This is a genomic window from Acinetobacter sp. GD03645 (assembly GCF_029845285.1).
GTDB classification, from domain to species: Bacteria; Pseudomonadota; Gammaproteobacteria; order Pseudomonadales; family Moraxellaceae; genus Acinetobacter; species Acinetobacter corruptisaponis.
In genome coordinates this window covers 103,403-120,429 of record NZ_JAOCLL010000008.1, presented here as the reverse complement: position 1 = coordinate 120,429, position 17,027 = coordinate 103,403, and the positions used below count along the sequence as shown (strand labels likewise).

15 protein-coding genes are annotated in these 17,027 nt (G+C 46.7%); 13 read left to right on the top strand and 2 right to left on the bottom strand.

From position 1 onward, the window contains the following. Window positions 1-245 precede the first annotated feature (245 nt). Window positions 246-962, top strand: a complete 717-nt coding sequence (gene bfmR / locus N5J47_RS08415; RefSeq protein ID WP_004655457.1) for a response regulator transcription factor BfmR — start codon at window positions 246-248, stop codon at window positions 960-962. A gap of 110 nt (window positions 963-1,072) precedes the next feature. Next, entirely contained in the window at window positions 1,073-2,719 is a 1,647-nt protein-coding gene (bfmS, locus tag N5J47_RS08410; protein WP_267980085.1) for a sensor histidine kinase BfmS, read from the top strand. Window positions 2,720-2,808: 89 nt separating this feature from the next. On the opposite strand, the gene N5J47_RS08405 is transcribed toward bfmS, so the two are convergent. Further along, window positions 2,809-3,165, bottom strand: coding sequence for a hypothetical protein (locus N5J47_RS08405; protein WP_004799824.1), 357 nt, complete (start codon window positions 3,163-3,165; stop codon window positions 2,809-2,811). Window positions 3,166-3,257: 92 nt separating this feature from the next. Next, the gene (locus N5J47_RS08400) at window positions 3,258-4,676 is read right to left on the bottom strand and encodes a sensor domain-containing diguanylate cyclase (RefSeq protein ID WP_267980086.1); all 1,419 of its coding nucleotides are present in this window, start codon (window positions 4,674-4,676) and stop codon (window positions 3,258-3,260) included. 397 nt (window positions 4,677-5,073) lie between these two features. Here N5J47_RS08400 and ndhC point away from each other — a divergent pair, with 397 nt between their 5' ends. The 11 genes from ndhC (at window position 5,074) to nuoL (ending at window position 17,026) form a co-directional block, all read left to right on the top strand. Continuing rightward, complete coding sequence (ndhC, locus tag N5J47_RS08395) at window positions 5,074-5,625, top strand: NADH-quinone oxidoreductase subunit A (protein WP_267980087.1); 552 nt, start codon at window positions 5,074-5,076, stop codon at window positions 5,623-5,625. Window positions 5,626-5,631: 6 nt separating this feature from the next. Then, a complete protein-coding gene (locus tag N5J47_RS08390) occupies window positions 5,632-6,309 on the top strand; it encodes an NADH-quinone oxidoreductase subunit B (RefSeq protein ID WP_004638049.1) in 678 nt (225 codons plus the stop codon). A gap of 90 nt (window positions 6,310-6,399) precedes the next feature. Continuing rightward, the gene (gene nuoC / locus N5J47_RS08385; RefSeq protein ID WP_279959529.1) at window positions 6,400-8,187 is read left to right on the top strand and encodes an NADH-quinone oxidoreductase subunit C/D; all 1,788 of its coding nucleotides are present in this window, start codon (window positions 6,400-6,402) and stop codon (window positions 8,185-8,187) included. Window positions 8,188-8,199: 12 nt separating this feature from the next. Continuing rightward, window positions 8,200-8,709, top strand: coding sequence for an NADH-quinone oxidoreductase subunit NuoE (nuoE, locus tag N5J47_RS08380; RefSeq protein WP_267980089.1), 510 nt, complete (start codon window positions 8,200-8,202; stop codon window positions 8,707-8,709). Further along, on the top strand, window positions 8,706-10,031 hold the full coding sequence (gene nuoF / locus N5J47_RS08375; protein WP_267980090.1) for an NADH-quinone oxidoreductase subunit NuoF: 1,326 nt from the start codon (window positions 8,706-8,708) through the stop codon (window positions 10,029-10,031). Before nuoE ends, nuoF begins: the two co-directional genes overlap by 4 nt. An 11-nt stretch (window positions 10,032-10,042) precedes the next feature. Further along, complete coding sequence (gene nuoG / locus N5J47_RS08370; RefSeq protein ID WP_279959528.1) at window positions 10,043-12,727, top strand: NADH-quinone oxidoreductase subunit NuoG; 2,685 nt, start codon at window positions 10,043-10,045, stop codon at window positions 12,725-12,727. A 3-nt stretch (window positions 12,728-12,730) separates the two neighbouring features. Continuing rightward, complete coding sequence (gene nuoH, locus N5J47_RS08365) at window positions 12,731-13,747, top strand: NADH-quinone oxidoreductase subunit NuoH (protein WP_267980092.1); 1,017 nt, start codon at window positions 12,731-12,733, stop codon at window positions 13,745-13,747. An 18-nt stretch (window positions 13,748-13,765) separates the two neighbouring features. After that, the gene (nuoI, locus tag N5J47_RS08360) at window positions 13,766-14,308 is read left to right on the top strand and encodes an NADH-quinone oxidoreductase subunit NuoI (RefSeq protein WP_267980093.1); all 543 of its coding nucleotides are present in this window, start codon (window positions 13,766-13,768) and stop codon (window positions 14,306-14,308) included. After that, window positions 14,308-14,826, top strand: coding sequence for an NADH-quinone oxidoreductase subunit J (gene nuoJ, locus N5J47_RS08355; protein ID WP_279959576.1), 519 nt, complete (start codon window positions 14,308-14,310; stop codon window positions 14,824-14,826). Before nuoI ends, nuoJ begins: the two co-directional genes overlap by 1 nt. Further along, window positions 14,826-15,134, top strand: a complete 309-nt coding sequence (gene nuoK, locus N5J47_RS08350) for an NADH-quinone oxidoreductase subunit NuoK (RefSeq protein ID WP_004638057.1) — start codon at window positions 14,826-14,828, stop codon at window positions 15,132-15,134. Before nuoJ ends, nuoK begins: the two co-directional genes overlap by 1 nt. Continuing rightward, window positions 15,131-17,026, top strand: coding sequence for an NADH-quinone oxidoreductase subunit L (gene nuoL, locus N5J47_RS08345; protein WP_279959527.1), 1,896 nt, complete (start codon window positions 15,131-15,133; stop codon window positions 17,024-17,026). The genes nuoK and nuoL overlap by 4 nt, the downstream gene beginning before the upstream one ends. Window position 17,027: the final 1 nt, after the last annotated feature.

The following is a 17,027-nucleotide window of genomic DNA, read 5'->3' as shown; positions in this document are numbered from 1 at the left end:
TTATTTCGGAAGCGCAAAGAAACAAATTGTTTAATACTGGTACAAAATTTATACTCAATATCCATGTTGTTTATAACAAGCATGTAATTCTGAAAAAGACATTAAAATTCATCATATTAATAAAAATATAACAAAACTGGGTGGACGTGTATCAGTTTGGTGAACGACCACTTGTTTACAATGTAAACGTGTGTATATTGCAAATCATAAACCAATGTATCTGTAAGATTATTAGGGGCAAATAAATGAGCCAAGAAGAAAAGTTACCAAAGATTCTGATCGTTGAAGATGACGAACGTTTAGCACGCTTAACCCAGGAGTATTTAATCCGTAACGGTTTGGAAGTTGGGGTTGAAACTGATGGTAACCGTGCCATTCGTCGTATTATCAGTGAACAGCCTGATTTAGTGGTGCTGGATGTAATGTTGCCTGGGGCGGATGGTCTAACCGTTTGTCGCGAAGTGCGTCCACACTACCATCAACCAATCCTGATGCTGACCGCACGTACTGAAGATATGGATCAGGTGCTTGGTCTGGAAATGGGTGCGGATGACTATGTTGCCAAACCTGTGCAACCGCGTGTCTTGCTTGCACGTATCCGCGCGTTATTACGCCGTACCGACAAGACGGTTGAGGATGAAGTGGCGCAGCGTATCGAGTTTGATGATCTGGTGATTGATAACGGTGGTCGTTCAGTGACACTCAATGGTGAGTTGGTTGACTTCACCAGCGCGGAATATGATCTGTTGTGGCTGCTGGCTTCAAACGCGGGCCGTATCCTTTCCCGTGAAGACATCTTTGAGCGTTTGCGTGGCATTGAATACGATGGTCAGGACCGTTCAATCGACGTGCGTATTTCCCGTATCCGTCCGAAAATTGGTGATGACCCAGAGAATCCAAAACGTATTAAGACGGTGCGCAGCAAGGGTTATTTATTCGTCAAAGAAACCAACGGGATATAAATCCCTTTCTTGCAGAGCTTTAGCCACTCCCCGCCTTTAAGAACAGAGGTGACTCCTCTCTGATGAGAGGAAAGTGGGGGATGCTAAATTAGCTGGGAATTATTTACCCTATGGTGAGTCGAGTACTGAAAAACAGCATATTCTTGCGTATTTATGCTGGGCTGGTGGTTTTGGTCGTTGTTGTGGCGGCATTCTGTTATTTGCTAGTGCAGATCATTAACTACCAACGGGCGCAGGAATATCGTGAATCCCTGACAGATGGTATTTCCTATGTCATCAGTGAGGGCGTGGCTCGCCAACCAGAAAAACAGCAAAAGCTGGACTGGATTTCAGATGCTTCCGATTTGCTGGAGCTTCCCATCTATTATGTTGATGCGGCGCGGGTGGAGCTTTCCCGTACCGAGCGAAAGCGGATCGCCGAGCAACAGTCCGTTGTTCGTTACGATGCCAATAATGGCATCGGTTATGTCATTATTGGGCTGAAAGATGATCCCAAACATTTTCTCTACATTAAGGTAGATAAAATCGGCGAGCGGCAGATGAAAGCACTGCCAATTTTCGTGCTGGACTACCTGATCTTTTATCCAGGTCAAGAGCGCGAATATCTGGAAAAAATTAAAAAGCACTTCTATTATCCCATTGAAATTGCCGATATCCGAGACATTAACCTCGACTCTGAACAGATTGGCCGTTTGCGTCAGGACCAGAGTGTGCTGATGTATAAAGACAGTGCCAGCATACGTGGCACCACCATCTCGATTGTCTCTCCAATGCCCAACCATCCTGCACAGGTGTTGGTTCTGGGACCAGTCCCGATGTTCAACTGGATGCCTTTCCAGCTTGCGGCTGGTATTACCTTATTTAGCTTGTTCTTGCTGAGCCTTGGCGTATATGGACTGATTCTGCCTTTGGAGCGCAAAGTTCGTCAGGTGCGTCATGCCTTGAATAAAATGAAGTCAGGCGACCTGTCATTGCGTGTCCCGATTGAGGGAACTGATGAAATGGCGAATCTGGCATCAAGTTATAACAATATGTCAGACCATATCCAGCGCCTGATTGAGGCACAGCGGGAATTGATGCGTGCGGTTTCGCATGAGCTGAGAACGCCTGTGGCCCGTATCCGTTTTGGTATGGAGATGTTGGCGGAAGAGGACGACTACAGTTACCGTATTCAGCAGGTGGACATGATTGACAAGGATATTGAGGCGCTCAATACCCTGATTGATGAGATCATGACCTATGCCAAACTGGAGCAGGGCACACCATCGCTTGATTTTGAAGACCTTGTGCTGGTCGAGGTGCTGGATCAGGTCGCAATGGAGACCGAGGCACTCAAAACCCAGAAAGAAATTGAATTGATTGCTCCACCTCTGGCATTACGTGTTGATGCTGAGCGCCGTTATCTGCATCGTGTGGTACAGAACCTTGTGGGCAATGCAGTGCGCTACTGTGACAACAAGGTGCGTATCAGTGGCGGTGTGCGTGCTGATGGCAAGGCTTATGTGTGTGTGGAGGATGATGGTCCTGGAATTCCAGAGCAGGAGCGCTCACGTATTTTTGAGGCATTTGCGCGTCTGGACGATAGCCGTACCCGTGCATCGGGTGGCTATGGTTTAGGCCTTTCGATTGTGAGCCGTATCGCCTACTGGTTTGGTGGTGAGATTCAGGTTGACCAAAGTCCAAATTTGGGTGGGGCACGTTTTGTCATGACCTGGCCAGCCAAACGTTATAAACAAAGCGGTAAAAATAAAATCTAGGCTTCAAGCATTAGGATTTTATAAGAAACCAAAGCCATTATGGCTTTGGTAAAGTGTATGGCTTAAAACTTGGATAGATTGACTTATCTTTATTCATGCACAGATGGGTCAGGTTCAATCAATGGCTGTCCTGACCGTAGACCATTGAGCGCATCCGTATTAAAGTCAATCAACAGTGAATTGTTCTTAACATCAATTTTATAGCTTTTGATGAGTGCCTGATCTCCATTGAGGGTTTCTACCTTGTAACTATCGGCAATATTGAGAATACTTTCTAGATTGGTTGTGGTCGCCGCAAAATCCTCTCTAAATACTTCGTATATGTCTCTTAAATCAAAAATCGCGTTGTCAGCATCTGGATGTTTTCGAACATAACTTTCTATATGGCGCATCAGTAGTTGTGAAAAAAAGAAATAATCCGAGTCGTGGGTGTATTCTAGATGCATATTTTTCTCCTTGTTTGCTTCTTTTAGAATACTCATCTATTGCGTCGGCTGTGTATAAAGATAATTAAAGTATTTTGCTGAATTGCAACATATTATGTCGAAATGACCACCTGATTTCGGCCCTGTCTTTTTGCCTGATAAAGTGCATCATCCGCCTGCTTGAATAAATGCTCAATCGGCTGGTGGTTCTCAGGCGTGCAAATACACAGGCCAATGCTGAGCTGGATGAAAAAATGTCGCTGTTGATCAATTGAAATAGCGGTTTGGCTCATGTGCTGGCGAATCTGTTCAGCACAGGCATGGGCAGCCTCAAGGCTGGTGTCTGCCATAAAGATGGCGAACTCCTCGCCACCCAAACGTCCGAGCAGGTCATTCGGTCTAAGCTGTGCCTGAATGGTTTGCACACAGCTTTGCAATGCACGGTCTCCCATCTGGTGTCCATAGCTGTCATTGACCTGCTTGAAATGGTCCACATCCAGCATCAGGAATGCTGTGGTTTGTCCCTGTTGGGTTGCCTGTTGCTGGATTAACTGTACGGACTGAAGAAATTGACGTCGGGTCAGGCTGGAGGTGAGTTCATCATGGGCAATGGTGTGCTGTAATTCCTGAATCAGTTTGGATCTTACCAGATTGATGCTGGAGACGGTCAAGGGTGCAATCGTCATCATGATCAATCCAATACGGATGGAAATGGTGTTGTGTAGATACTGGTCTGGATACAGCAATAGATAGCTTTGCGACACATGATAAATGATAAAGGCACAACTGATAGCGGTAATCATCGCCACTGAAAAATGTCGGTAACGCAGTGCACACCAGATTAAGGCCGCAATCGGATAGAGCAGGGAACCAGGCCCTGCATCGTAGTAGCCAATTGCGATGGAAAGAATCACGGCAAATAAAGGCAGGATTTCCTGAATGGTTTGGGTCTTAAATTCTTTGAGTTGTTGCCTGAATTCTGTAAGGGCGGGTGCGCTCAGCATTGCAGGCAACAGCAATAAGGCGTTCTGGATTTCTGCGGTAAACCAGTAGCCGAAGTCAGTCACAAACGAACCTAGGGCAAATTTGGTATTAAAGAAAGGCAGGGTAATGGCTGCAAACAGGGAGCTGGATAGACCGCCCACACAACAAAAACTAAACAAAAAAAGATAAAAATAACCGTGATGTATGGAACGGATCAAGGCATTGAACCGAATGTACAAGGCGAGCGCCGTGAGCACATAGAGCAGGTTGGCGGTCGTGAGGCAGACATTGAGTAGAAACGGCGTATCCTGCAATGTATCGGCAAGCAGGTAGCCAACAATCGCACCAATAAAGCTGATGGGATGCCGTGTTTGTGGAAAGCGAATCAGCAAACCTAGTAAAACCGAGTTGGCAGGCCAAAATGAGGCCAGAAAGGTGAGGTGTCGTGTTGCAATGCCCAATAGGCAGCAGCAAAAGATAACCGCAGTAAACAGCAGGAAGAGCTGGAAAAGCGAGAGCGGCTTTAATGCTACTGTAGACTGAGGCATGCTGACGCGTTCCCTTGGGGAAATTTGGTGGCGCTATTATATAAATTTTGTTTAAATTTTCATCATAAATTTGTATCAATGCAATGATTTAGTTCATGCCGCCATGTTTTTGGGCATGGGGAGTGGAATTCGAATGTTTTTGGCGCATAGATAAAGAAAAAAATGATTGATATGTAATACTTGATTTGATAATTCGATTTTTAAGGGTGAATTCGTGGTGATCTGGGAGAGAAGCGTAAATTTATGGACAAAATCATCCGAAAGACTAAAGCGCATCAACTAGCATGCGAAATTAGAAATCAGGTACAATTGGCGGGATTAATTTTGTGTTTGGTGTATTTGAAGGCCAATACATACATTCTTTGTTAAAAATAGGCCTGCCAGGAGTTATCCCCGCATGAGTGCCATTACTCCATACGATTGGGCGATTATCGCTTTCGTGATCGGCGTTACATTTCTTTGCGTTTTTATGCTTACAGTTCCTCTACTCCTTGGGGGAAAAGCATGGGGACGTGCAAAGCAAGAGCAGTTTGAATCAGGTGTAGTTAGTGCGGGCGGTGCTCGTATTCGCTTGTCAGCCAAGTTCTATTTAGTTGCAATTTTCTTCGTTGTTTTTGACCTGGAAGCCCTTTACCTCTACGCATGGTCAACCTCTGTCCGTGAAGTGGGCTGGTTCGGGTTTACCACAGTGGTTATTTTTGTGGTGGATCTATTGATTGCCCTGATTTATGCCATTGCGGTTGGCGCATTGAACTGGGCTCCAACAGACCGTCGTAAGGCAGCGGGTGTAAAAACCCATATTGGTTCGCCAAATATGAACATTGCTGACATTACCCGATTCAACAACATCGAAGAATTGGTTGTCGATCCTACTGGTCATATTCCAGCACAGTCTTCTGGTCGTGTTAAATCCAAGACACCGACCACCTCAATAACTGAACAGGAGTAAGTCGGGATGAAATATACTTTAACCCGTGCGAATCCAGATGCCGATCAATATCCTTTACAAGATCGTCAAATCGTCACTGACCCACTTGAGGAAGAAGTGAATAAAAGCGTGATGATGACGCGTCTTGAGGATGTGTTGCATACCGCAGTGAACTGGGGGCGTAAAAACTCGTTGTGGCCATTTAACTTTGGTACTTCATGCTGCTACGTTGAGTATGCGACCACATTGACGGGGGTGCATGACCTGTCACGTTTTGGTGCTGAGGTTATTCGTGCTTCACCGCGTCAGGCGGACTTGATGATTGTTGCAGGAACCTGCTTTGTTAAGATGGCGCCTGTAATCCAGCGTTTGTATGAACAGATGCTTGAGCCTAAATGGGTGATCTCAATGGGTGCCTGTGCCAACTCAGGTGGTATGTACGACATCTATTCCGTGGTTCAGGGCGTAGACAAAATTATTCCTGTTGATGTGTACATCCCAGGTTGTCCTCCTCGTCCAGAAGCACTTATTCAAGCATTGATGTTGCTTCAAGACCAAATTCAATTAGAGCGCCGTCCACTTTCAGCGGTGATTGGTGATGATCTTCAGCCTGTGTATAAGCCAAAGATGATGCCAGAACGTGACCGTAAAAATGCGGAACGTATTGCGGTGAAAAACCTGCGCTCTATGGATGAAATTAAATAATTTTTTAACGATGAGTTTTGACATGTCCGTGATGGATATGGTCATCGAAAAAGAATTGCCAGAATTTGTATTAAATAGGAAGCCAAGCCAATGGCTGAAACTGACATTGCTATGCCAGAATCAACGCCAGTTGATTCACGCCCAGCATTTGCAATTGTGGAAGAACTCAAAACCAAGTTTGGTGAGAACTTCTACGTGCAGGCGACTCGTGAAGAGTTTCCAACAGTCTGGGTTGAGCGCGCACGCGTGCAAGAAGTCCTTATGTTCCTCCGTAAAGTGGAACGTCCCTATGTGATGTTGTTTGACCTGTCAGCGGTAGATGAGCGTTTACGTGTTCACCGTGACGGTTTGCCACCATCAGACTTCACTGTGTTTTATCACTTGTTGTCGCTTGAGCGTAATACTGATATTCGTATCAAGGTTGCGTTGAATGAGAGCGACCTCAATATTCCAACGGCGACCAATATCTGGCCAAATGCCAACTGGTATGAGCGTGAAGCCTACGATATGTTTGGGATCAATTTCGAGGGGCATCCAATGCTTCGTCGTATCTTGTTGCCAACCTATTGGGAAGGCCACCCATTGCGTAAGGAATATTCTGCCCGTGCGACAGAATATACACCGTATATGCAAGATCAGGCCAAGCAGGATTTCGAACAGGAAAACCTACGCTTTGTACCAGAAGACTGGGGTCTAAAACGCGGTAATGCCGATGAAGACTTCATGTTCCTGAACCTGGGTCCTAACCACCCATCTGCACACGGTGCGTTCCGTATTGTTTTGCAGTTGGATGGTGAAGAAGTCAAAGACTGCGTGCCTGACATCGGTTATCACCACCGTGGTGTGGAAAAGATGGCTGAGCGTCAGACCTGGCATTCATTCATTCCTTATACCGATCGTGTTGACTACCTCGGTGGCTGTGCGCAAAACATGCCGTATGTAATGGCGGTTGAGCAGCTTGCAGGGATTAAGGTGCCTGAGCGTGCGCAGGTGATACGTGTCATGTTGAACGAATTATTCCGTATCAACAACCACTTACTTTACTGTGGTACTGCAATTCAGGATGCGGGTGGTATGACCCCTGTATTCTATATGTTCGCAGACCGTCAAAAAGTCTATGACATCGTTGAGGCGATTACGGGCTACCGTATGCACCCAGCGTGGTTCCGTATCGGTGGTACAGCGCATGATCTTCCAAATAACTGGCAAAAGCTTGTTAAAGAGTTGCTGGAATGGATGCCGAAACGTCTAAACGAATACTACACCGCCGCCCTGAAAAACTCAGTGTTTATTGGTCGTACGCGTAATGTAGCGCAATACGATGCCAAATCTGCGTTGGCGTGGGGTGTGACTGGTACAGGTTTACGTGCGACTGGTATTGACTTCGATGTGCGTAAATATCGTCCATACAGTGGCTATGAAAACTTTGACTTTGATGTGCCAGTGGAGTACGAGGGTGATGCCTACGCACGTGTACTGGTGCATTTCCGTGAAATCACCGAGTCATTAAAAATCATTCAACAGTGCTTGGACAACATGCCATCTGGTCCATATAAAGCGGATCATCCATTGGCAGTTCCACCACCGAAAGACAAGACCTTACAGGATATTGAAACCCTGATTACGCACTTCCTGAGTGTGTCATGGGGGCCTGTCATGCCAGCGGGTGAGGCATCATTTATGACTGAAGTGGTGAAAGGTGCGAGTACCTATTACCTTACTTCTGACAAGTCCACCATGAGCTACCGTACCCGTATTCGTACACCAACGTTCACACACTTGCAGCAAATTCCATCCGTGATTAACGGCAGTCTGGTATCTGACTTGATCATTTATCTGGCGACCATTGACGTGGTTATGGCTGACGTGGATCGCTAGGGGTAAACGATTATGATGATTTTGACTGATAAAAAACCACGTGTGAATGTCGAAGGAATTTTGACTGCTGACGAAATCCATGACATTGAACATCACATTGACCACTATCCATACCCGCGTGCAGCCTCTCTGGATGCCTTGAAGTGTGTACAGCGCCGTAATGGCTGGGTAGATGACGCGCAAATGAACGCAATTGCACAATTGCTGACCATCAGTGTGGCAGATTTAGAGGGTGTGGCAACGTTCTATAACCGTATCTACCGCCAGCCTGTGGGTCGTCATGTGATTTTATTGTGTGACTCGATTGCATGCTTCCTGATGGGGGCGGAAACCCTGGCGGAAGCGTTCCAGCGCGAGTTGGGTATCCAGTATGGACAAACCACGGCAGATGGTCGTTTCACCTTGCTGCCAATTTGCTGTCTCGGCAACTGTGACAAGGGACCAACTTTAATGATTGATGAAGATACCCACGGTTTAGTGGAGACCTCTTCAATCAAACAGTTATTGGAGAAGTATGTATGAATACTGAACCAAAACCAATTTATGGCGACGGTAACCCAGAAACGCATCCACTGACCTGGCGTTTGAGCAAACAAGAGTTTGTTCGTGCGGCAGATGAGTATGAAGCGCTTGAAGGTTATGCAGGCTTTAAAAAGGCCTTAGGCATGCCACCAAAGGATGTGCTTGAAGTCATCAAGGCCGCAACGGTAAAAGGTCGTGGTGGTGCAGGCTTCCCAGCAGGGATTAAATGGTCATTGATGGCACCGAATGATGGTGGTCCACGCTATTTGATCTGTAATGCCGATGAAATGGAGCCAGGTACCTTTAAAGACCGCTTGCTGATGGAAAAACTTCCTCATCAATTGATTGAAGGCATGCTGATTGCAGGTTATACCCTTGAAGCAACGCATGGTTATATCTTTATTCGTGGTGAATATATTGAGGCAGCGCAATATTTAAATGAAGCGCTGGAGCAAATCCGTGCCAAAGGTTATCTGGGTGAAAACATCCTTGGAACTGGCTGGAACTTTGAAATGTACGTTCACACAGGCGCAGGACGTTATATCTGTGGTGAAGAAACCGCATTGATCAACTCGCTTGAAGGTCGTCGTGCCAATCCGCGGACCAAGCCACCATTTCCACAGGTGGCAGGGGCATGGGGCCGTCCAACGATTGTCAACAACGTTGAAACCTACAATAACCTACCTGCGATTATGCTGCGTGGTCCTGAATGGTATATCAACCTGTCAGCGCACAAGTCCAAAGACCCAGGCACCAAGATTTATGGTGCGTCAGGCAAGGTCAAGTTCCCAGGTCTTTGGGAATTGCCATTTGGTACCACTGCGCGTGAAGTGATTGAAGACCATGCAGGCGGTATGCGTGACGGCTTGAAGCTTAAGGCATGGTTGCCAGGTGGTGCGTCAACTGACTTTCTGGCTGCCGAGCATATTGACTTGCCAATGGATGCTGAAAGCATCATGAAAGCGGGTTCACGTTTGGGGACCTGTTTGTTGATGGTGGTGGATGAAACCCAGTGTATGGTGTCTGCGACCCGTAATCTGGAAGAATTCTTTGCGCGTGAGTCCTGTGGCTGGTGTACACCTTGCCGTGATGGTTTACCTTGGGCTGTGAAAGCACTGAAAGCACTTGAAAGTGGTGAAGGCAAGATGGAAGACATCCAGCATTTGTCTGAACTCACTAAAAAGTTGTGGATTGGTAAGACGTTCTGTGCCCACGCACCAGGTGCGATGGAGCCACTGATGGGCGCATTAAAATATTTCCGTCATGAGTTTGAGGCAAAGGTAAATACCCATGTCGCAGCTCGTGATGTAGAACAGGTTTAAGGAATTCGACTATGGCTACAATTCATGTCGATGGAAAATCGTATGAAGTCAACGGCTCAGAAAACTTGCTTCAGGCATGTTTAAGCCTTGGCATCGATATCCCGTATTTTTGTTGGCACCCATCCTTAGGTTCTGTTGGTTCTTGTCGTCAATGTGCCGTTACCCAGTACAACAATGCGGAAGACACGCGTGGACGTCTGGTGATGTCATGTATGACACCTGCTGCCGACAATACCTATATCTCGATTGAAGACAAGGAAGCAACCGATTTCCGTGCGTCGATCGTTGAATTCTTGATGACCAACCACCCACACGACTGTCCAGTCTGTGAAGAAGGTGGCCACTGTCATTTACAAGATATGACGGTGATGACCCAGCACGACCGTCGACGCTACCGCTTTACCAAACGTACCCACTACAATCAGGAGCTGGGTTCGTTTATTGCGCATGAGATGAACCGTTGTATCGCTTGTTACCGTTGTGTGCGTTACTACAAGGATTATGCGGGTGGTACAGATTTTGGCGTGTATGCCAATGCGTCACGTGTGTATTTCGGTCGTCCAGAATCAGGCACTTTGGAATCTGAATTCTCTGGTAACCTGACTGAAGTCTGTCCAACAGGTGTATTCACCGACAAGACCCATTCTGCACGCTATAACCGTAAATGGGATATGCAGTATGCGCCAAGCATATGCTTTGGTTGTTCTTCTGGTTGTAATATCTCTCCAGGTGAGCGTTATGGTGAAATCCGTCGTGTTGAAAATCGTTTCAATGGTTCGGTCAACCAATACTTCCTATGCGATAAAGGTCGTTTTGGTGTCGGTTATGTCAACCGTGCAGACCGTCCGCGCCAGCCACAGTTCCGCAATGCTGAAGCTGTTTCAACCGTAAGTGTGGATCAGGCCTTGGATCATGTGATTGCCCAACTCAAGGGTAAGACGGTGCTGGGTATCGGTTCTCCACGCGCAAGCCTTGAATCAAACTACGCACTTCGTGAACTGGTTGGACAGGACAACTATTCAACAGGGATGTCTCAAAAAGACCAGAATCTGGTTGAACTGGCGGCATCCATCATGCAAACCCAGGGTATTTACAACCCGAACATGCGTGAAATTGAAAGCTATGATGCGGTGTTGATCTTGGGTGAAGACTTAACCCAGACTGCGCCACGTATGGCATTGTCTGTTCGTCAGGCTGCGAAAAACAAAGCCAAAGAAATGGCTGCTGCAACACGTACCCCAGACTGGTTGGCTGAACCTGTACAGCGTATCGGTCAGGATGCAAAATCACCAATCTATATCCTTGCTGCAACCCAAACCCGATTAGCGGATGTTGCAACAGGTGAAGTAGTCGCATCTCCAAATGACATCGCACGTTTAGGTTTCGCGGTTGCTGCTGCGGTGAAAGGCGAAGCATTGACTGGTTTAGCAGATGATGCAAAAGCATTTGCACAAACCATTGCAGATACCTTGAAAGCTGCGAAAAAGCCATTGATTATCTCTGGTACTAGCTTGCAAGATCCTGCAATCATGGAAGCTGCGGCACAAGTTGCCCAGAACCTAGGTGTAAATGCTGGCTTGTCATTGACCGTTCCTGAAGTGAACTCAATGGGCTTGGCATTGTTCGGTGGTTTAAGCCTGGAGCAAGCATTTGCCCAGGATTATGAGGCCATCGTTGTCATTGAAAATGACCTGACGCGTCGTTTACCAGTGGCTCAAGTGAAAGCTGCATTTGACAAGGCTGAAACTGTGATCGTACTTGATCATAGTGAAACTGAAACCTTGAAACTTGCGGATATCGTACTCTCAGCAGCAAGCTTTGCTGAGGGTGATGGTACTGTAGTGAGCCAAGAAGGCCGTGCACAACGTTTCTATCAAGTGTATGACCCAAGCTACTACAAGCCTGAATATGCGATCAAGGAATCTTGGCGCTGGTTACATGCCATTGAGACGGGTCTTAAAGGCAAAGCTGTGGACTGGACACTTCTTGATGATGTGATTGATGACATCGTGAAGAATGTTCCTGTGCTTGAAGCGATTCAAGATGTTGCACCTGATGCGGGTTATCGTATTCACGGTTTGAAGATTGCGCGTGAACCACGTCGTTACTCTGGCCGTACAGCAATGCGTGCGCCGTTGTCGATTCACGAACCAAAACAGCCGACTGATCCAGACTCAGCATTAACTTTCTCGATGGAAGGTTATGTGGGCAACCAGACCAATTCATCTTTGGTGCCTTTCGCATGGTCTGCGGGTTGGAACTCACCACAAGCCTGGAACAAATACCAGGATGAAGTGGGTGGTCACTTAAAAGGTGGTGATTCAGGTATTCGTCTATTCGATCGTTTAGCAAAACGTCCTGCGCGTAGCTATGTGGCACCTTCAGCTGTTGTTGTGAATCCTGAAAGCTTCCGTCTGGTGCCAATGCACCATATCTTTGGTTCTGGCGAATTCACTATCAAAACACCAGCAATGGAATCACGTATTCCTGAAGCAATGTTTGCGGTGGGTGAACAGGATGCGACCCGTTTAAATGTTCAGGATGGTCAGCGTATTACCGTGAAAACAGGTGAAACCAGCATCAGCTTACCTGTACAGGTCATTGAATATTTACCAACAGGCTACATTGGTTATCCAATTGGTCTAGCACCAACAGTTTCATTGGCAGAGCCTGTGTCTGTGGCGGTAGGAGTGTAATTCATGAATCAAGAAATTATACGTCAAACGCCACTCTGGGCTGAGAACTGGCCAATCGCCTACTCAGTGATTCAGGCAGTTGTGATCCTGCTGGTGGTGGTACTGGTTGCCGCTTTGATGTCGTTTATTGAGCGTCGTCTTTTGGCATTATGGCAAGACCGTTATGGTCCAAACCGTGTTGGTCCTGGGGGTATGTTCCAGATTGTTGCCGACATGCTCAAGATTATGTTCAAGGAAGACTGGACACCTAAGTTCGCCGACAAGCTGACTTTCCGTCTGGCACCAGCGGTTGCGATGGCAACTGCGGTACTGTCATTCATGGTCATTCCAGTAAGCCCATATTTGGGCGTTGCTGACATGAGTATCGGCCTGTTGTTCTTTATGGCAATGGCGGGTATTGCTGTTTATGCGGTGCTGTTTGGTGGTTGGGCATCCAACAACAAATACTCATTACTCGGTGGTCTGCGTTCTGCGGCTCAAACCATTTCTTATGAAGTGTTTTTGGGTATCTCATTGATGGGTGTGGTTGCGATTGCAGGTTCATTCAATCTACGTGAGATTGTGGAAGCTCAGCGTGATGTCTGGTTTGTGATTCCCCAGTTCATCGGCTTCCTGATCTTTGTGGTTGCGGGTGTCGCGGTGACTCACCGTCATCCATTTGACCAGCCAGAAGCTGAGCAGGAATTGGCGGAAGGTTATCATGTTGAATATGGTGGTATGAAGTGGGGGATGTTCTTCGTTGCGGAATATGTCAACGTGGTTCTGATCTCAGCATTGATCGTCACCTTATTTTTCGGTGGATGGCTTGCACCATTTAATCTGGAAATTCCATTTGTTCCACCCGTTTTCTGGTTCGTGATTAAAACAGCATTCTTTGTGATGATGTTTGTCCTGGCACGTGGCTCATTGATGCGTCCACGTTATGACCAGGTCATGAACTTTGGTTGGAAAGTTTGTTTGCCATTGGCGTTGGTCAACTTGTTGGTGACTGGTGCTGTGATTCTGATGAATCAGGCCTAGGACAGCAGGGAGTACAAAATGTATAAAATTCTAGCTGGATTTGGATCGATTGTACGTTCGTTGTGGATGGTGTTTAGCCATGTCACACGTAAGCGTGACACGATTTTATATCCAGAAGTACCAGCAGAGCAGATTGTACCGCCACGCTTTCGTGGTCGTATCGTCTTGACACGTGATCCTGATGGTGAAGAGCGTTGTGTGGCATGTAACCTGTGTGCGGTTGCGTGTCCTGTGGGCTGTATTTCATTGCAGAAAGCGGAAAAGGAAGATGGACGTTGGTATCCAGAGTTTTTCCGCATCAACTTCTCACGCTGCATTTTCTGCGGTATGTGTGAAGAGGCTTGCCCAACCACGGCCATCCAGATGACACCTGATTTCGAGCTGTGTGAATATGTGCGTCAGGACCTGGTCTACGAAAAAGAAAACCTGTTGATTTCTGGAACAGGTAAATATCCTGACTACAACTTCTACCGTGTAACGGGTATGGCGGTGACTGGCAAGGATAAAGGTCAGGCGCAGAAAGAAAGTGCACCAGTTGATGTACGGAGCTTATTACCATGATGTGGCCATTTTATTTAATGGCTCTTGTGGCCATTGTTTCGACGATTCGTGTGGTAACCAATACCAATCCTGTGCATGCATTACTGAGCCTGATTGTGTCATTGCTAGCGGTTGCAGGTATTTTCATGATTGTGGGCGCGCCATTTGCAGGTGCGCTTGAAATCATCGTCTATGCTGGCGCAATCATGGTGCTGTTCGTGTTTGTGGTGATGATGCTCAATCTTGGGCAGGAAACCGTTGAACAGGAAAGCAAATGGTTGACTTCTGATGCCTGGGCCTATCCAGCCATGCTGAGCTTTATTTTGGGCTTGATTCTGGTGTGGATGCTGGGTGGTGAATACACCACGATTTCTGCGCCAATGGGTATGGAAATTGTAGGGCCAAAGGCTGTGGGTCAGGCGTTATTTACCCACTATCTATTATTGGTGGAAGTTGCCGCAATGTTATTGCTTGCAGCCCTTGTTGCTGCATATCACCTCGGCAAACGTGAACCAAGTGCGGAAGAGGATAAACAATAATGGGACACATCCCTTTAGAACATGGTTTGATCGTTGCAACCATCCTTTTTGCACTGGGCTTTTACGGTGTGATGGTACGACGTAACCTTTTATTTATGTTAATGAGCCTTGAAGTCATGATGAATGCCGCCGCGTTGGCATTTGTTTTGGCAGGCAGCGTCTGGGCACAGCCAGATGGACAGGTGATGTTCATCCTGATCCTGACGCTTGCCGCAGCCGAGGCATGTATCGGTCTTGCGATCGTCCTTCAGTTTTATCATCGCTTCCATCATCTGGATGTGGATGCTGCTAGTGAGATGCGCGGATGAGTACATTATATTTAACCGTTTTATTCCCGCTGATTGGCTTTATCCTGTTGGCGGCAGGGCGTGACAAGCTTTCTGAAAATGTGGCTGCCATTATTGGTGTTGGTTCAGTCGGCTTGTCTGCATTATTTGCTTTAATTGCTGGTCTTGCATTTACCAGCAGCGGTCAGGCCGTTTTTGTTCAACATTTATGGACTTGGTTCAGTGTTGGCGGTTTTGAGCCAGGTATCAGCTTGCACCTGGATGGTTTGTCATTACTGATGACAGGTATGATCACGGGTGTCGGTTTCCTGATTCACATCTTCGCATCCTGGTATATGCGTGGTGAAGAGGGCTATGCGCGTTTCTTCTCCTATTTCAACCTGTTCGTTGCCAGCATGTTGTTATTGGTACTTGGCGATAACCTTGCGTTATTATTCCTGGGTTGGGAAGGTGTAGGTCTGTGTTCATACCTGTTGATTGGTTTCTACTACTCAAACCCTGCAAATGGCTGGGCGGCAATCAAGGCATTTACAGTAACACGTGTGGGTGACGTATTCCTGCTCATCGCATTGTTCCTGCTCTATCAACAATTTGGTACGTTGAATACACAGTACATCGTTGAAAATGCAGCAACTGTCATGACGCAAAGCTCATCATTGTCGATCTGGACAGCATTGATGTTGTTCCTGGGTGCGGCAGGTAAGTCAGCGCAAATTCCATTACAAACATGGCTGGCCGATGCGATGGCTGGTCCTACACCAGTATCTGCGTTGATCCACGCTGCAACAATGGTGACAGCGGGTGTTTATCTGTGCTGCCGTATGTTCTCTGTAATGGAAATGGCACCAGAAGTGATGCAGTTCATTTCGATTACAGGTGCTGTGACGTTGCTGGTGGCTGGTTTTGCAGCATTGGTTCAAACCGATATCAAACGTATCTTGGCTTACTCAACCATGAGTCAGCTCGGTTATATGTTTATGGCTGTGGGTGCTGAGGCGTATCAGGCTGGTTTATTCCATATGCTTGCCCACGCATTCTTTAAAGCGTTATTGTTCCTTTCTTCAGGTGCAGTGATTCTGGCATGTCATCACGAACAGAACATTTTTAAAATGGGTGGATTACGTAAAAAGATTCCATTCGTATTCTGGTGTTTTGTGATCGGTGGTGGCGCATTGGCAGCACTTCCAATCGTGACAGTGGGCTTCTTCTCTAAAGATGCGATTTTGGGTGCTGTATATGCACAGTCTACAATTGCAAATCTTCCACTTTACCATACCTTGTACTGGGTGGGTGTTGCAGGTGCATTCTTAACATCTATCTATACATTCCGTTTAATTTGGGTTGTATTCTTCGGTGAAGAAAAAACCCATGCACATGCCATTCATGGTGTGACCTACTGGGGACCACTGGCAATTCTTGCTACGTTATCAACAGGGATTGGTTATTTCCTTCAAGCACCAGTTGCAAAATTATTGACGACTGCAAGTATTCCAAGTTTTGTTGTTCCTGAAACATTGGAAGCTGCTGTTGCACATGCTGAGCATTTAGCGAGTGGTATTGCACTTGTTGGTTTAGCTGTCGGTATTTTCTTGTTCGCCTTTGCTTACGGTGCGGTTAAATCATTTGCCCAAAGCTCTTTGGGTGCAGGTTTGGCGCATATCTGCCGTACCGCATTTGGTTTTGATGCCTTGTATGACATCGTATTTGTAAAACCTTACTTATTGATTGCGAAAATTCTGGGCCGTGATCCAGTTGATGGCTTATGGCTGGTACTTCCTGCGATTGTGAAAAGTGGTAATAGTTTTACAAGTTCTCGTCAAACAGGTTCATTGCGTGAATACGCATCAAGCATGTCACTCGGTGTAGTGGTGTTATTGATGATCTTGATCGTGATTCAGGTTGTGGGGAAATAAA

Excerpts from the sequence above, each read along its gene's own strand:
- nuoK (WP_004638057.1), top strand. The coding sequence starts at position 14,826 with ATGGGACACATCCCTTTAGAACATGGTTTGATCGTTGCAACCATCCTT.
- nuoC (WP_279959529.1), top strand. The coding sequence starts at position 6,400 with ATGGCTGAAACTGACATTGCTATGCCAGAATCAACGCCAGTTGATTCA.
- bfmS (WP_267980085.1), top strand. The coding sequence starts at position 1,073 with ATGGTGAGTCGAGTACTGAAAAACAGCATATTCTTGCGTATTTATGCT.
- N5J47_RS08405 (WP_004799824.1), bottom strand. The coding sequence starts at position 3,165 with ATGCATCTAGAATACACCCACGACTCGGATTATTTCTTTTTTTCACAA.
- nuoG (WP_279959528.1), top strand. The coding sequence starts at position 10,043 with ATGGCTACAATTCATGTCGATGGAAAATCGTATGAAGTCAACGGCTCA.
- ndhC (WP_267980087.1), top strand. The coding sequence starts at position 5,074 with ATGAGTGCCATTACTCCATACGATTGGGCGATTATCGCTTTCGTGATC.
- nuoH (WP_267980092.1), top strand. The coding sequence starts at position 12,731 with ATGAATCAAGAAATTATACGTCAAACGCCACTCTGGGCTGAGAACTGG.
- nuoL (WP_279959527.1), top strand. The coding sequence starts at position 15,131 with ATGAGTACATTATATTTAACCGTTTTATTCCCGCTGATTGGCTTTATC.
- nuoI (WP_267980093.1), top strand. The coding sequence starts at position 13,766 with ATGTATAAAATTCTAGCTGGATTTGGATCGATTGTACGTTCGTTGTGG.
- N5J47_RS08390 (WP_004638049.1), top strand. The coding sequence starts at position 5,632 with ATGAAATATACTTTAACCCGTGCGAATCCAGATGCCGATCAATATCCT.
- nuoJ (WP_279959576.1), top strand. The coding sequence starts at position 14,308 with ATGTGGCCATTTTATTTAATGGCTCTTGTGGCCATTGTTTCGACGATT.
- nuoE (WP_267980089.1), top strand. The coding sequence starts at position 8,200 with ATGATGATTTTGACTGATAAAAAACCACGTGTGAATGTCGAAGGAATT.
- bfmR (WP_004655457.1), top strand. The coding sequence starts at position 246 with ATGAGCCAAGAAGAAAAGTTACCAAAGATTCTGATCGTTGAAGATGAC.
- nuoF (WP_267980090.1), top strand. The coding sequence starts at position 8,706 with ATGAATACTGAACCAAAACCAATTTATGGCGACGGTAACCCAGAAACG.
- N5J47_RS08400 (WP_267980086.1), bottom strand. The coding sequence starts at position 4,676 with ATGCCTCAGTCTACAGTAGCATTAAAGCCGCTCTCGCTTTTCCAGCTC.